At 57.5% G+C, this 14510-nt stretch carries 11 protein-coding genes (1 of these 11 only partly in view); 3 read left to right on the forward strand and 8 right to left on the reverse strand.

What is annotated here, in order from left to right; genetic code table 11:
- Positions 1 to 14: 14 nt before the first annotated feature.
- The 3 genes from QOY30_RS05870 to QOY30_RS05880 are packed head-to-tail and all read left to right on the forward strand — an operon-like array spanning position 15 to position 4362.
- Positions 15 to 992: an ABC transporter permease gene (locus QOY30_RS05870; RefSeq protein WP_283743700.1), complete on the forward strand. Its 978-nt coding sequence runs from the start codon at positions 15 to 17 to the stop codon at positions 990 to 992.
- Entirely contained in the window at positions 989 to 2341 is a 1353-nt protein-coding gene (locus tag QOY30_RS05875) for an ABC transporter permease (RefSeq protein ID WP_283743701.1), read from the forward strand. The genes QOY30_RS05870 and QOY30_RS05875 overlap by 4 nt, the downstream gene beginning before the upstream one ends.
- Positions 2338 to 4362 carry an ABC transporter ATP-binding protein gene (locus QOY30_RS05880; protein ID WP_283743702.1) on the forward strand — a complete coding sequence of 675 codons (2025 nt, stop codon included), beginning with the start codon at positions 2338 to 2340 and terminating at the stop codon, positions 4360 to 4362. Before QOY30_RS05875 ends, QOY30_RS05880 begins: the two co-directional genes overlap by 4 nt.
- On the opposite strand, the gene QOY30_RS05885 is transcribed toward QOY30_RS05880, so the two are convergent.
- The 8 genes from QOY30_RS05885 to QOY30_RS05920 form a co-directional block, all read right to left on the reverse strand.
- Complete coding sequence (locus tag QOY30_RS05885; protein ID WP_283743703.1) at positions 4341 to 5996, reverse strand: transglycosylase SLT domain-containing protein; 1656 nt, start codon at positions 5994 to 5996, stop codon at positions 4341 to 4343. The genes QOY30_RS05880 and QOY30_RS05885 overlap by 22 nt on opposite strands.
- A gap of 144 nt (positions 5997 to 6140) precedes the next feature.
- Positions 6141 to 8108, reverse strand: a complete 1968-nt coding sequence (acs, locus tag QOY30_RS05890; protein WP_283743704.1) for an acetate--CoA ligase — start codon at positions 8106 to 8108, stop codon at positions 6141 to 6143.
- Between the two features lie 28 nt (positions 8109 to 8136).
- The gene (locus QOY30_RS05895) at positions 8137 to 9348 is read right to left on the reverse strand and encodes an HD-GYP domain-containing protein (protein ID WP_283743705.1); all 1212 of its coding nucleotides are present in this window, start codon (positions 9346 to 9348) and stop codon (positions 8137 to 8139) included.
- A gap of 62 nt (positions 9349 to 9410) precedes the next feature.
- Positions 9411 to 9665 carry a SemiSWEET transporter gene (locus QOY30_RS05900; RefSeq protein ID WP_283743706.1) on the reverse strand — a complete coding sequence of 85 codons (255 nt, stop codon included), beginning with the start codon at positions 9663 to 9665 and terminating at the stop codon, positions 9411 to 9413.
- Positions 9665 to 10924 carry a TolC family protein gene (locus tag QOY30_RS05905; protein WP_283743707.1) on the reverse strand — a complete coding sequence of 420 codons (1260 nt, stop codon included), beginning with the start codon at positions 10922 to 10924 and terminating at the stop codon, positions 9665 to 9667. Before QOY30_RS05905 ends, QOY30_RS05900 begins: the two co-directional genes overlap by 1 nt.
- Positions 10921 to 11232 carry a DUF3240 family protein gene (locus QOY30_RS05910; protein WP_283743708.1) on the reverse strand — a complete coding sequence of 104 codons (312 nt, stop codon included), beginning with the start codon at positions 11230 to 11232 and terminating at the stop codon, positions 10921 to 10923. The genes QOY30_RS05905 and QOY30_RS05910 overlap by 4 nt, the downstream gene beginning before the upstream one ends.
- The gene (locus QOY30_RS05915; RefSeq protein WP_283746036.1) at positions 11229 to 14303 is read right to left on the reverse strand and encodes an efflux RND transporter permease subunit; all 3075 of its coding nucleotides are present in this window, start codon (positions 14301 to 14303) and stop codon (positions 11229 to 11231) included. The genes QOY30_RS05910 and QOY30_RS05915 overlap by 4 nt, the downstream gene beginning before the upstream one ends.
- A gap of 2 nt (positions 14304 to 14305) precedes the next feature.
- A protein-coding gene (locus QOY30_RS05920) for an efflux RND transporter periplasmic adaptor subunit (RefSeq protein WP_283743709.1) crosses the window boundary here: on the reverse strand, positions 14306 to 14510 show its 3' portion. 881 nt of this gene lie beyond the right edge of the window; the window shows 205 of its 1086 coding nt (coding positions 882-1086); the start codon falls outside the window, past its right edge; the stop codon is at positions 14306 to 14308.

Genomic DNA, 14510 nt, shown 5'->3' on the forward strand with positions numbered 1-14510 from the left:
CAATACGGCCACTCATGATCGCCTACCTCATCCGCCGCATCCTTTACGCTGTGCCTATCCTCATCGGGGTGAACCTGCTCACCTTCGCGCTTTTCTTTGTGGTGAACACCCCGGACGACATGGCGCGCATGCAGCTCGGCATCAAGCGCGTAACGCAGGAAGCCATCCAAAGCTGGAAACAGCAGCACGGTTATGACAAGCCGCTGATGATCAACGACCATGCGGCAGGCATGGATAAAGTCACCGACACCATCTTCTGGCAGAAATCCGCCAGCATGTTCGTGTTCGATTTCGGCTATGCCGACGACGGGCGCAACATCGGCCACGAGATCGCCACGCGCATGGGGCCGAGCCTTGCCATCGCGTTGCCGACATTTCTCATTGGCCTGGTCGTGTATGTCAGTTTTGCGTTGCTGATGACGCTGTTTCGCGCCACGGCGCTGGATATGGCGGGGGTGGCCCTGTGCGTATTCCTGATGTCCGTTTCCGGTTTGTTCTACATCATCGGCGGGCAGTTCCTCGTAAGCAAGTTGTGGCATCTGGTGCCCATCTCCGGCTATGCGGGCGGGATGGATGGCTTCAAGTTCGTGGTGCTGCCCATTGTCATCGGTGTGGCCGGCAGTGTCGGTTCCAGCAGCCGCTGGTACCGCACGATCTTTCTCGAGGAGATCGGCAAGGACTATGTGCGCACCGCGCGCGCCAAAGGCTTGTCCGAGTTGCGCGTGCTGTTCACGCATGTGCTGAAGAACGCGATGATCCCTATCCTGACCGGTGTGGTCGTGGTCATTCCGCTGCTGTTCATGGGCAGCCTGCTCACCGAATCGTTCTTCGGCATCCCCGGCTTGGGCAGTTACACCATCGATGCGATCAACTCGCAGGATTTCAGCGTGGTGCGTGCAATGGTGTTCCTGGGCTCGGTGCTGTATATCGCCGGGCTGATCCTGACCGACATTTCATACACTGTGGTTGATCCGCGGGTGAGGTTGCAATGAGTTTCACGCCCGTGATCCTGTGGAGCGATGCGCTGGTGTTCCTGTTGCTGGCGGCGGCGGTTGCCGGAGCCTGGTATGTCCGGCGGCACGAGCATCTGCTACTGCCGTGGAAACGGGTGGCAAAGAGCAATGTGGCGATGGTGTCGTTGCTGGTGTTGTCGCTGTTCATTGTTGTGGGCCTGCTGGATACGCTGCATTTCCGTATGGCATTGCCGCAAACGAACGGTGGCGGGAAGTTGTATTCGCCGGAAGTACTGAGCGTGTTCGACAAGCTGGCAGAGCCGTTGCGCACTCATGTCGAGAAAACTTATTCGGCACCGTTCGCGTTGACGTTATATGCCAAGGAGAGCAGAACGGATGCAGAGGGCAACATCGTGCGCGAGTATCCGAGACTGCGATACGGCGGTTCGCATCTGTCCGATGCATCGCAAATCGATCTGGATGTGACGAAGCGTGCATTGATTGGCGGGTTGGCCGGATCGATGATCGGTGCATTACTGGTGCTGATGATCAGGCGTTGGACGGAGCAGCGTGTGGTATGGGCGGGCGTTCTTGTCATTGCAGCCTTCATCGGCGTATTTTTCAATCTTGCCACCGTCTATCACGTCCTCGGTACGGACAAGGTCGGCCAGGATGTGTTGTATCTGTCGCTCAAGAGCATCCGCACGGGACTTGTCATCGGCACCGTGACGACGCTGGTGACGCTTCCTCTGGCATTGTTCTTCGGGGTCGCTGCCGGATATTTTCGCGGCTGGGTGGACGACGTGATCCAGTACATCTACACCGTGCTGAGTTCGATACCGAGCGTATTGCTGATCGCGGCGGCCGTGCTGATGATGCAGGTGACCATCGACACGCATCCGCAGTGGTTCGAAACCACCGCTTCGCGCGCCGATCTGCGGCTGGTGTTCCTGTGCATGATCCTCGGTGTGACGAGCTGGACCGGATTGTGCCGCCTGCTGCGCGGCGAAACCCTGAAGTTGCGCGAAATGGAATACATCCAGGCTGCGCAATCGTTCGGCGTGTCTTCGCTGCGCATCCTGACGCGTCACATCATGCCCAATGTGATGCATATCGTGTTGATATCGCTGGTGATGGATTTCTCCGCACTCGTGTTGGCCGAGGCGGTGCTGTCCTACGTCGGCGTCGGGGTCGATCCCACCATGATCAGCTTCGGCACCATGATCAATGCCGCGCGGTTGGAGATGGGGCGCGAGCCCATGGTGTGGTGGGCGCTGGCCTCGGCATTCAGCTTCATGCTGGTGCTGGTATTGGCGGCGAATCTGTTCGCCGATGCGGTGCGCGATGCCTTCGATCCGCGCTTGAACCGGACCGAGGTTGCGGGATGAGCCTGCTCAAGGTCGACAATCTGGTTTCACGCCTGCGCAACGGCGCACATATCGTTGACGACATCTCGTTCTCCATCGCGGCAGGAGAAACTTTTGCCTTGCTCGGCGAATCAGGCTGCGGCAAATCCATGACGGCGCTTTCCCTGATGCGTTTGCTGCCTGATGGCGTGATGAATTCAAGTGGAGCCGCGCAACTGGGCGGGGTCGGGTTGTTTGGACTGCCTGAAAGCAAAATGCGCGAGGTGCGCGGCGGCCGGATGGCGATGATCTTTCAGGAACCGGGGTTGAGCCTGAACCCGGTGATGACGGTGGGTGCGCAAATTGCCGAGGTGCTGGTATTGCACCAGAGTTTGCGCGGCGCGGCAGCCAATAAACGCTGTATCGAACTGCTCGATCAGGTTGGTATTCCGGATGCCTCGCGGCGTGTGTCCGAATATCCATTCCAGCTTTCCGGCGGCATGAAGCAGCGCGTGATGATCGCCATGGCGCTGGCGGGCAACCCTGCGTTGCTCATTGCCGACGAGCCCACCACTGCGCTGGATGTAACGATACAGGCGCAGGTATTGCAACTGCTGCGCGATACGCAAGACAGGACAGGCATGGCGATGCTGCTCATCACGCATGATCTCGGCGTGGTGGCGGAGACGGCACACCGCGTCGGCGTGATGTACGCGGGGCAGATCGTCGAGCAGGCGAGCCGTGAACAATTGTTTGCCGCGCCCTTGCACCCATACACGCAGAAACTGTTTGCAGCATTGCCGGGTGCCGGCCGGGCCGGGCAGCCGCTGAGTGCGATCCCGGGCAGCGTGCCGCCGCTCGGGAGCATTGCTCAGGGCTGCCGCTTCGCTGCCCGATGCGACAAGGCCTGGGGGTTGTGCCATGAACAGACACCGGGATGGACAGTCATCGAAGGGCGGGGGGTGCGGTGCCACCTTTATCAGGATACGGGATATAGGATACGGGATACAGGGCCCAGTTCCCCTCTCCATCAATCTGGAGAGGGCCTAGGGGAGGGCGCGCGTTCCCTGAATGCTGTATCCCGTATCCCGTATCCTCTGTTGCAAGTCTCCGGCCTGCAAGTCTATTTCCCTATCCGCAAAGGCTTCTTGCAGCGCACAGTGGGACAGGTAAAGGCAGTGGATGGCGTATCGCTGTCCATTTCGCAGGGCCGCACGCTGGCGCTGGTCGGTGAATCCGGCTGCGGCAAGACCACATTGGCCAAGGCGCTGCTGCAGTTGATTTTGCCCACTGCGGGCAGTGTGCGGTTCGCCGGGCGTGAGATGGTCGGATCATCTGAATCCCGTGCTGCGATGCAGATGGTATTCCAGGATCCTTATGCATCGCTCAATCCCAAGATGCGCGTGACCGAAATACTCGAAGAGGGGATGAGCGCACTGAACATCGGCGGCGACAGCACGGCCCGGCAGGCACATATCGATGATCTGCTGCAGAAATGCGGCCTGGCGAGTGACAGCAAATGGCGCTATCCGCACGAGTTTTCCGGTGGACAGCGGCAGCGTATTGCAATTGCGCGTGCCTTGGCGGTATCGCCGCAGTTGCTGATCTGCGACGAACCGACCAGTGCACTGGATGTTTCGGTGCAGGCGCAGATACTGAACTTGCTGAAATCGCTGCAGCAGGAACTCGGATTGAGTTATCTCTTCATCACGCACAATCTTGGCGTTGTTGAATACCTGGCTCATGAGGTGTGCGTGATGTATCTGGGGCGCATTGTCGAGCGCGGCACGACGGAGGAGGTGATGCGCTCGCCAAAGCATCCTTACACCCAGGCCCTGCTATCCGCCGTGCCGCGCATCGACGGCACGGGCAGGAAGTTCATCAGGCTGGAAGGGGATCTGCCGTCACCCGCGAACCCGCCGCAGGGTTGCCACTTTGCGCCGCGCTGTTCCCAGGCTATGGCGGTCTGTGCGCGCTATCCGGATGTGACGAATATCAGCGCGACGCATGGCGTGCACTGCCATTTGTACGACGGGAATAATCAGTTCGGCTGCTTGGACTGAGGGGCGTTATAGGCAACCTTGACGCTGGATGCTTTGCGCAGGCTGGTTCTGGTTTTGGCTCTGGTTGCAGCGACATGATGCCTGCGAGCGGAGCGGTGATCGGCCAGCACGATGTTGAAGTGTTGCCCGACGTGCAGGCGGCTGACACCATGGTTCGCTTCCCGCAGTTGCATCTGGCTTACGTGGAAGCGGCGGGCGATGGTGGAAATGGTGTCCCCTCTGCGCACGGTATAACGCACGGCGCCATACATTTCGGCCACAGCCGACGGATGCATGTTGAAAGCCGCAAAATCGGCGGCAGGCTGGTCGTCGGGGATGGGCACAAGCAGGGTCTGGCCGTTGCTCTCTTGTGCATATTTGGATAAACCGTTCGCAGAGCGCAGTTCTGCCAGTGACAGACCAAAGTGCGTTGCGATCTTGTCAAAGCTCTCGCCTTTTTTGCTTTCGTAGGGTTGCCACGAAACCAGTCGCTGATTGGTCTTTGCCAGATTGGTGCGGAACGTGTCGACTTTGTCTACAGGCAATAACAGCACATTTCCGTTGTCCTTATCCTGCAATATCACCGGGCGGTTATGGCCGGGATTGAGCGCGATGAATTCATCCATCGAGATGTCGGCCAGTTCGGCGGCGACTTTCACATCAATGTGCTGAGAGGTGGCAACGGTGGCGAAATAGGGCTCATCGGGAATCTTGCTCAGCTGCAGGCCGAAACGTGCCGGATCGGCGATGATGTTCTTGACGGCAAGCAGCTTGGGTACGTAGTTGCGGGTTTCGCGCGGCATCCTGAGATGCGAATAATCGGTCGGCTTGTGATGTTTGCGATTGTAGGCCTGTGCGCGGGTTACGCCGTTCTCGCCCCAATTGTAGGCGGCCAGTGCCAGTTCCCAATCGCCGAACTGGTCATGCAGTTTTTGCAGGTAATCGAGTGCTCCGTTGGTTGCGCCGATGATGTCGCGCCGGCCGTCGTGCCACCAGTTCTGCTCCATGCCGAAATGCTTGCCGGTGGACGGGATGAACTGCCAGATGCCGGAAGCGCTCGCGATCGAATTGGCGCCCGGATTGAATGCACTCTCGATGACGGGCAGCAGGGCGATCTCGGACGGCATGCCGCGGCGATCCACTTCTTCCATGATATAGAACAGGTAATGCTGCGCACGTTCGCTCATGCGAAGGACATAATCGGGGTGGTTTGCGTACCACTTTTCATGGCGCTTGATCAGCGGGCTATCCAGATCTTTCATGGCATAGCCGGCGCGGATGCGTTGCCACAGGTCGCCATTGGGCGAGGCGGGTGCAACGATCATGGCTTCACGTATTGGCGCAGGCGCTTGCGTCGCCGGTTCGGCAGTCGCGGCTGGCGTGTCGGGTGTCACAGGAATGCCGGAAGCGGCAATGGTGGTGGAAATTGGGGGAACGGTTGCGGTTTGTGGAACTGGTGGCTGAGCAGTGGCAGCCTGAGGTACGACAGATTTAATCGGGTCGGTTGGCACCGTGTTTAGTACAGGAACGTTTGTTTCCGTGCTGCGGGTCGGTGTGGTTTGCGCGGATAACTCCGGGCTGTTCATCGCCAAAGCCGTATCCGCTTTGGCTGCCATGGCAACGGTAGAGCCGAGCAAGGCGCTTAGGACCAGCATTAACGGTTTTTTGAAAATCACTATGCGCGACCAAGTGGTTGAAAAGTGCCGCGATGGTAGCGGAGGGGGGCGGATGAGTCAATACAATTAAGGAGTTGCGTTAGGCAGTTACGGAACTGCCTAACGCAATACTGACGTGCTTCTTTAACGTATCACTTCCTTAAGTTGCTCAAGGATGGCTGGATTTTCAAGTGTGGATACATCCTGAGTGATCTCTTCACCTTTGGCGACGGCACGCAACAGGCGGCGCATAATCTTGCCGGACCGGGTCTTGGGCAGGTTTTCTCCGAAACGGATCTCGTCCGGTTTGGCAATGGGGCCGATCTCCTTGCCTACCCAGTTTCGCAATTCTTCAGCCAGTTTCTTGGCGGCGGCGGCATCGGACGGACGGGCGCCCTTCAGTACCACAAAGGCAACCACGGCCTCGCCCTTGATCTCGTGCGGCTTGCCGACCACGGCGGCTTCCGCCACCAGCGGGTTGGAAACCAGTGCCGATTCGATTTCCATGGTACCCAGTCGGTGTCCGGAGACGTTCAGTACGTCGTCGATACGTCCCATGATCCAGAAGTAGCCGTCCTCGTCGCGGTGTGCCGAATCGCCGGCAAGGTAAGCGCCCTTCATTTCTTCGGGGAAGTAGCTCTTTTTGTAACGCTCCGGGTCGCCCCAGATGGTGCGAATCTGCGAAGGGAAGGGCTTCTTGATGACCAGGAAGCCGCCATGCTGGTCGTTTACTTCGTCGCCTGCTTCATTGACGATGGTGGCGATGATGCCCGGCAAAGGCAGCGTGCAGGTGCCGGGTTTGATCGGCATTGCGCCGGGGAGCGGGGCGATCATGTGGCAACCGGTTTCTGTTTGCCACCAGGTGTCCACGATAGGGCAACGGGCGTGCCCCACTGTGTTGTAGTACCACATCCAGGCTTCCGGATTGATCGGCTCGCCGACGGTGCCTAGCAGACGCAGACTGGACAAGTCATATTTGTCCGGCAGATCGCCGCCCAGCTTGATGAGCGAACGGATGGCGGTCGGTGCGGTGTAGAAGGTGGTGACTTTGTGATCCTGGATCATCTTCCAGAAACGTCCCGCATCCGGATAGGTCGGAACGCCTTCGAAAATGACCTGGGTTGCACCCATGGCCAGCGGGCCATAAGCGACGTAGCTGTGGCCGGTGATCCAGCCCACATCGGCGGTGCACCAGAAAATGTCGGAAGGTTTGTAATCGAATACCCATTTCAGGGAAACCATTGCACCCAGCAGGTAGCCTCCGGTGGAGTGTTGCACGCCTTTGGGTTTGCCGGTGGAGCCGGAGGTGTAAAGGATGAACAGCGGGTGTTCCGCGCCGACCCATTCGGGCTCGCAGGTGTTGCCTTGCCCTGCGACCAGATCATGCCACCAGATATTGTTCTTGCTGTTCCACTGCACTTCGCCACCGGTGCGCTTGTAGGTGACTACGGTATGGACGGCATCGCAACCGCCGAGGCTGAGTGCCTCGTCCACTGCGGGTTTGAGCGCCAAGGCTTTGCCGCCTCGGAATTGGCCATCGGCGGTGATAACCGCCACAGCCTGTGCATCGGTGATACGCTCATGCAGGCTCTTGGAGGAGAAACCGCCGAATACGACAGAGTGGATCGCGCCGATGCGGGCGCAGGCTTGCATGGCAACCACGGCTTCCACGCTCATCGGCATATAGATGATCACGCGATCGTCTTTCTTGATGCCTCGCGACTTCAGGCCGTTGGCGAACTGGCAGACGCGGCTGTGCAGCTCGCGGTAGCTGACCCGGGTTACAGTGCCGTCATCGGCTTCAAAAATGATTGCGGTTTTTTCGGCCTGGGCTGCAAGATGCCTGTCGAGACAGTTATATGAAACGTTGAGTTCACCATCCTCGAACCATTTGTAGAAAGGTGCTTTGCTTTCATCCAGCGACTTGGTGAAAGGCTTGTGCCAGAGAACATTCTCCCGGGCAAGGTTGGCCCAGAATCCGGCATAGTCTTTGGCGGCAGCGTCGCACATGGCTTTGTATGCGGCCATGCCGGATACATTGGCCTGCTTGACGAATGCTTCGGAAGGGTTGAATACACGATTTTCGTGCATAACGGACTGGATGTTGGACATTGATATCTCCGCAAGTGGTATTAAAAATTCAGAAGCCTGTAATCTGTTTCAAATCAAAGCCCCATTGGGCCGGGTCTTCGGCACTGGCAATGCTTTCCCTCGATCTGCTCAAGTCTATCATTTCCGGCATGATCGGCTCATTGGACTTTGTCGAAAAGAAGGCTTTGACGACAGGAGTGAGCAGGCTTTTCCCTGTTTGCTCAATGACTATAGCCAATCTTCCTGACTTGAGTCTTACTAAAGTGCCGGAGGGGTAGATGCCTATGGTTTTGACAAACGCCTGGAACACTTTTTCGTCGAAATGCCCGTTTCGCCACTCGGCCATTTTGCGTATGGTCTCGGCGGGTTCCCAGCCGTTTTTGTAGCATCGGTTGGAGGTAAGCGCGTCATACACGTCGCATACCGCTCCCATTCGTGCGGCGAGGGAAAGTTTTTCACCGGAGATGCGATCCGGATAGCCCGTACCGTCGACGCGTTCATGATGGTGCAGGCACACATCAAGTGCGACAGCGGTGATGTCCGGCGAACCCTGCAGAACTTCCCAGCCTTTGCGCGGATGTTCCTTGATGAGTTCGAACTCTTCATCGGTGAGCTTGCCGGGTTTGTTGAGGACCTTGTCATCAATCATCATTTTGCCGACATCGTGCAGCAGACCGGCAAGCCCGACATCTTTCAGATCCTGGCCGGTTAGGCCTAGCTGTTTACCCAATGCAATCATCAGGGCACAGACGGCGACTGAGTGCATATAGGTGTAATCGTCCTTGGTTTTGAGCCGGACCAGGTTGAGAAAAGCTTCCGGGTTGCGCGTGATGGACAGGCTGATCTCTTCCACTAGTGGAGCGGCTTCGCTGACCTTGATCGCGTTGCCCATGCGTACTTCATTGAACATTGAAGTGACCGCTTCTTTGCTTTTGGCCTGCAGCTTGCGTGCACGTGCCATTTCTTCGTGTATGGGGGTGTGGGGTTCGGGGGGCTGTTCCGTCGCGATCTTCAGCAAATCGGCTTCGACCTTCTTCTTTTCAGCTTCGCCAGTGGATACGACGGCTTTGGATTCGACGTCCAGTCCTTTCTCGGTGTCGATCCAGACCTCTTGTATTCCGCAGGTCTGCAGTGTTTTCAAATCTGCATCGGCAGACAGCAAAAAGGCTTTTTTCCAAAACGGGTGATCCATCCAGCTGCCACAGATCTCGTTGATGAACATGCCCGAACGGATATTGCGCACATGTATCTTTTTCAGCATGGTAAATCGGTAATATCGTCGACAAGCCAGGGAACGGGATTGTAACCCAGCAAGCCGGGGGCTCAGCCGAAACGTAGTTTCAGTACCAGCACGGTACCGGCCAAAAGCAGGGTGATGCTGTTGGCGATGATAACGGGCCAGGCACCAAGCAGGATGCCGTATGCCAGCCAGAGCGCGACTCCCGCTGTGAAAAAGGTATACATGAGCAGGGAAATGTCTTTAGTGTGCCTGGTCTGCCATACGCGCCAAACTTGGGGGATGAATGAACCGGTGGTCAATGTGGCAGCGATTCCGCCTATCCAGTCTTGAACGGACATCAGTGCGCTCCATGGGGTTCGGCATCCGATGTCCAGAGTTGATGGGCATCAAGCAGCAGGCGGTAACGGGCTTCGTTGGCATCCAGACGCATCAGGCTTTCGGCCAGCGCGGACTCGAGTGCCAGCCGTCTCGCGGTGAGTGTTTCGGACAGGTTGCTTTCCCCCAGACTGTAGGCACGTGAAACCAGGTCTGCATTCTGACGGATGCTGGCCGCGGCTTCGCGTGCTTGCAGCCATATCTGGTAACTGCTCAGCGCTTGGGTATGGGCGGCGTAGATGTCGCCTTCCAGTCTGCGCTGTACTGCGATTTCGCGATCACCGGCAATCTGCGCCTGATATTCCGCGTTTTCCGCGTTGGCGCTACGCACCCCGAACGAAATGGGAATGGTGAGATACACGCCGGTGACCTTTTCATTGCCTCCCATCTCGCTCGAGTAACGCAGGCCCACCGTGGGATCGGGCAGGCGGTCGGCGCGACTGCGTTGTGCCAGCATCTGCTGGATGCGCCGTTCGGAGCGCACCATTTCCAGTTCATGGTTGTCGTTGAGTATGGTTTGCTTCCAGTAATTGAAATTCTCGGCGATAGGCAGCGGCTCCGAAGGTTCGAGTCGCGACGGAAGGACGATCAGCGGAAACTGCCGGATCAGCTCGTTGCCGGCCAGTTCGGCACGCATCCTCGCCTGATGCAGCGACACTGTGGCCTGCGCGACAGCAGCATTGGCCTGACTCAGCTCCATGCGCGGGGCGTCGCCTGCCTTCAGGCGCTTTTCCGTGGTCAGCGCCTGTTGCGTGAGATTGTCGACTTGCTGCTGCCATTGCGTAACCTGTACCTGCTCGCGCTGCCAGTTGAACCACAGATGCAGCAGTGTGCGTCCGGCTTCGTGGCGCGCATCGCCCAGGGCGAAATTGGCTCGCGTCACGACTTCCTCGCCGATATCGCTGTCTATCATCACCTTGTTGATCAGGCGCAATGGGCGTTCCAGGGCGACATCCCATTCTTTCAGGTTCTGGTCGACGTTGACGACCTGGCGGTGAGCGGAGCCCGCGCGCAGGTTGAATTCATAGTTGCCGCTTTCCCATTTGCGCTGGTTGACCTGCTCGATCCTGACCCCGGTCTCGGCGTTCAGCACGTTGATATGGCCGCTCAATGCGGCGTCAACCTGGGCGTGCGGCGGCAGATCCGGGTAGTTCGTTTCTGCGGCCTGTATCGGCAAAATAAAAAGGGAAAGCGAAAGCGCGACGAAAGGCGAAATTTTCATTCCAGCCTCCCGAACGCAATGACGGGGGTGATCCAGTAGGCCATTTCAGGGTTGCTTTCTTCCTGTTTGAGATGGGCAACCAGCGCGAGCGCATCTTCGAGATTCATTACAGACTGGAAAGTAGAGCGTTCTGAACGTCCGCGTACCTGCTCGATCATGCTGGGCAGTTTTTCCTTCTGGCTGCCACCCTCAGCTTTGTGCATGACGAAACCGCGGACCCACTCGGGGTGCTCCAACAGGTGACCGACCAGACGCTCTTCCATTGAGCGGTGGCAGGCCAGCGTCAAACAACAATTCATTTCTTTCATAGGACATTCCTCTGAGGTTCAAGGCCGAAGCGACGGTACAGGATCGGCAACAGGAACAGTGTCAGTGTGGTGGAACTGATCAGTCCACCCATCACGACGATGGCCAGCGGCTTTTGTATCTCCGAGCCGGGGCCCTGTGCAAACAACACCGGCAGCAAGCTGTAGGCGGTGATGTTGGCAGTCATTAATACCGGGCGCAGGCGCCGTTTGGCTCCTTCCAGGATGACTTGGGTGATATCCATACCCTCGGCATGCAGTTGGTTGAAGTAGGACACCATCACCACGCCGTTCAGTACTGCGATGCCGAGCAGGGCGATGAAGCCTACCGAGGCCGGAACGGACAGATATTCGCCGCTGAACCAGAGGGCGAAGACGCCGCCCATCAGCGCGAACGGGATGTTGGTCAGCACAAGTACGGACTGTCGCACCGAACCGAAGGTGGCGAACAGCAGCATGAATATCAAGCCGAGTGCAACCGGTATGACGACTGCAAGCCGTGCCGCGGCACGCTGCTGATTCTCGAACTGCCCGCCCCAGGTGATGCGGTAGCCTTCGGGCAACTGGATCTGGGCGGCAATTGTGGCTTTGGCTTCATTCACAAAGCCGACCAAGTCGCGGTCGCGCACGTTGGTCTGGATCACGACCATGCGTTTGCCGTTTTCCCGATCCACTTTGACGGGGCCGTCGGTACGCTCCAGTTTGGCGACCACAGAAAGAGGAACGCTCTGGCCGTTCGTCAGGGGCAAGGTGAGCGCGGAAAACAGCGCCGGCGATTGTTGTACATCCGCTTCGCCGCGTACCAGCAGTGGGGTGCGCCGCCCGTCTTCGATCACGGTGCCGAGCTGGCGTCCTTCCACCTGGGTACGCAGCGTATTGCTGATGTCATCCACGCTCAAGCCCAAACGCCCGGCCGCGAGGCGGTCGATGACAACCCGGTAATACTGTACGCCGTTGTTTTTTACAGTGTAGGCATCTTCACTGCCTTTGATGCCCTCGACGATCTTCACTATTTTTTCGGCGAGTTCGCTTAGTCTGGTGATGTCGGAACCGAAAACCTTGATGGCAACGTCGCCGCGTGTGCCGGTGAGCATCTCGGAAACGCGCATGGCGATAGGTTGGGTGAAGCTGTATTCCAGTCCTGGGAAATTTCCCATGACCTTTCGAATGTTGTCAATGATCACGCTTTTGTCTGGCGAACGCCATTCTGCTTGCGGTTTGAGCACGAGGAAGTTGTCCGTTTCATTCAGCCCCATCGGGTCGAGGCCGAGTTCGTCGGCGCCTGCACGCGAGACGATGCCTTTTACTTCAGGTACTTCTTTTAAAATGGCCGCTTGCACACGTTGGTCGATATTGGCGGTCTGCGCCAGATTGATGGATGGCAATTTTGTGGTCTGCATGATGATGTCGCCTTCATCCATCTCCGGCATAAAGGCCTTGCCGATGAAATTGTAGACAACACTGGTCAATACCAGCGAGATGACAGCCACGGTAATGACCCAGCGTTCTCTGCGCAGCGCAAGATTGAGCAGGGGCACATAGATTTGCGTAGATTTGCGAACCAGCCAGGGCTCTTCGTGGCTTACACTCTTGATCAGAAACGAAGCAAGCATCGGAATGACGGTGAGCGACAATAGTAGTGACGCGGCCAAAGCGAAGACTATGGTTAGTGCCACCGGAATGAACAATTTCCCTTCCAGTCCTTGCAGCGTCATCAACGGCAGAAACACGATGATGATGATGGCGACCCCGGCTGCGACGGGCGGGATGACTTCTTTGACCGCGATGAAAATGACATGCAGGTGCGGTATGTGATTCCGTTTGCGGCCGAGATGGCTGATGATATTTTCCACTACCACGACTGCAGCATCCACCAGCATACCGATTGCAATGGCAAGGCCGCCAAGCGACATAAGGTTGGCAGACATGCCGAACTGTTGCATCAGGATGAAGGTGATGAGCACCGCCAGTGGCAGTGTCAATGCCACCACCAGGGCGGCGCGCAAGTTGCCCAGGAACAGCACCAACAAGATGAGTACGAGCACGATGGCTTCGGTGAGCGCCTTGGAAACCGTTCCGATAGCGCGCTTTACCAAGCTTCCTCGGTCATAGAATACTTTGGTAGTAACGCCCTGAGGCAGGGTGGGGGCGAGTTCCGCCAGCTTGGCATTCACGCCTTCTACCACTTTTTGAGCATTTGCGCCGCGCAAACCCAGCACCAGCCCTTCGACAGCTTCGCTTTGCCCGTCCTTGGTCACGACACCATAGCGTGTCAGGCTACCGATGCGAACCTGGGCGATGTCGCTGACACGGATCGGATTGTTTCCCGGGCTGGCAATGACAATGTTGCGCACGTCCTGCAGGTTTTTGATGCTGCCTTCGGCGCGTACCAGCAAAGCTTCATCGCCGTCACTCAGGCGACCGGCACCATCATTGCGATTGTTGGCTTCCAAAGCTTGTTGCAACTGGAGCATGGAAAGTCCGCGCGCAGCGAGAGCGGTGTGATCCGGCACGACTTCAAAGCTGCGGGCCAGGCCGCCCAGCGAATTGACATCGGCGACGCCGGGCAGGGTGCGCAGCGCGGGGCGTATCGTCCAATCCAGAATCGTGCGACGTTGTTCCAACGAGACGCCTTCGCCTTCCACCGTGAACATGAACATTTCGCCCAGTGGTGTGGTGATTGGTGCCAGTCCGCCACTCGCGCCATCGGGCAAGTCTCGCAATGCATTGTTCAAACGCTCTGTGACCTGTTGGCGTGCCCAGTAAATATCGGTGCCGTCGTTGAAATCGAGAGTGATGTCCGCGATGGCGTATTTGGAGATGGAACGCAGTATGCGCTGGTTGGGGATGCCCAGCATTTCAAGTTCGATGGGCGTGACGATGCGTGCCTCGACTTCTTCCGGCGTCATGCCGGGAGCTTTCATGATGATCTTTACCTGTGTGGAGGAAACATCAGGGAAAGCATCAATGGGCAGGTCGCGGAACGAGGAAATGCCCGCGCCGATTACAAGCAAAGTGAGGACGATGACCAGCAGTCGCTGGGTTAGAGCAAATTCAACCAGTTTGGTCAGCATCATTATCCCCCGATGCCCATCAGGCTGGCTTTGAGCGCTGAAACACCCCGCACGGCGATTTTCTCGTCACCTTTGAGTTTGCTGGTTATCACACTGTTATCCGAGCCCTCGTGCAGTACCGTCACTTCTTCACTACGGTAACCTTTTGCGGTTTCAATGAAGATCACAACTTTGCTGCCGATTCGGGCCAGAGCGCTATTGGGAATG

It is taken from the genome of Sideroxydans sp. CL21 (assembly GCF_902459525.1).
In the GTDB taxonomy this organism is placed as follows: Bacteria; Pseudomonadota; Gammaproteobacteria; order Burkholderiales; family Gallionellaceae; genus Sideroxyarcus.

What these genes read in the sequence shown, in the direction of transcription:
- QOY30_RS05885 (WP_283743703.1), bottom strand. Translation starts at nt 5,996, where the DNA reads ATGCTGGTCCTAAGCGCCTTGCTCGGCTCTACCGTTGCCATGGCAGCC.
- QOY30_RS05895 (WP_283743705.1), bottom strand. Translation starts at nt 9,348, where the DNA reads ATGCTGAAAAAGATACATGTGCGCAATATCCGTTCGGGCATGTTCATC.
- QOY30_RS05910 (WP_283743708.1), bottom strand. Translation starts at nt 11,232, where the DNA reads ATGAAAGAAATGAATTGTTGTTTGACGCTGGCCTGCCACCGCTCAATG.
- QOY30_RS05870 (WP_283743700.1), top strand. Translation starts at nt 15, where the DNA reads ATGATCGCCTACCTCATCCGCCGCATCCTTTACGCTGTGCCTATCCTC.
- QOY30_RS05880 (WP_283743702.1), top strand. Translation starts at nt 2,338, where the DNA reads ATGAGCCTGCTCAAGGTCGACAATCTGGTTTCACGCCTGCGCAACGGC.
- QOY30_RS05905 (WP_283743707.1), bottom strand. Translation starts at nt 10,924, where the DNA reads ATGAAAATTTCGCCTTTCGTCGCGCTTTCGCTTTCCCTTTTTATTTTG.
- QOY30_RS05915 (WP_283746036.1), bottom strand. Translation starts at nt 14,303, where the DNA reads ATGCTGACCAAACTGGTTGAATTTGCTCTAACCCAGCGACTGCTGGTC.
- QOY30_RS05875 (WP_283743701.1), top strand. Translation starts at nt 989, where the DNA reads ATGAGTTTCACGCCCGTGATCCTGTGGAGCGATGCGCTGGTGTTCCTG.
- acs (WP_283743704.1), bottom strand. Translation starts at nt 8,108, where the DNA reads ATGTCCAACATCCAGTCCGTTATGCACGAAAATCGTGTATTCAACCCT.
- QOY30_RS05900 (WP_283743706.1), bottom strand. Translation starts at nt 9,665, where the DNA reads ATGTCCGTTCAAGACTGGATAGGCGGAATCGCTGCCACATTGACCACC.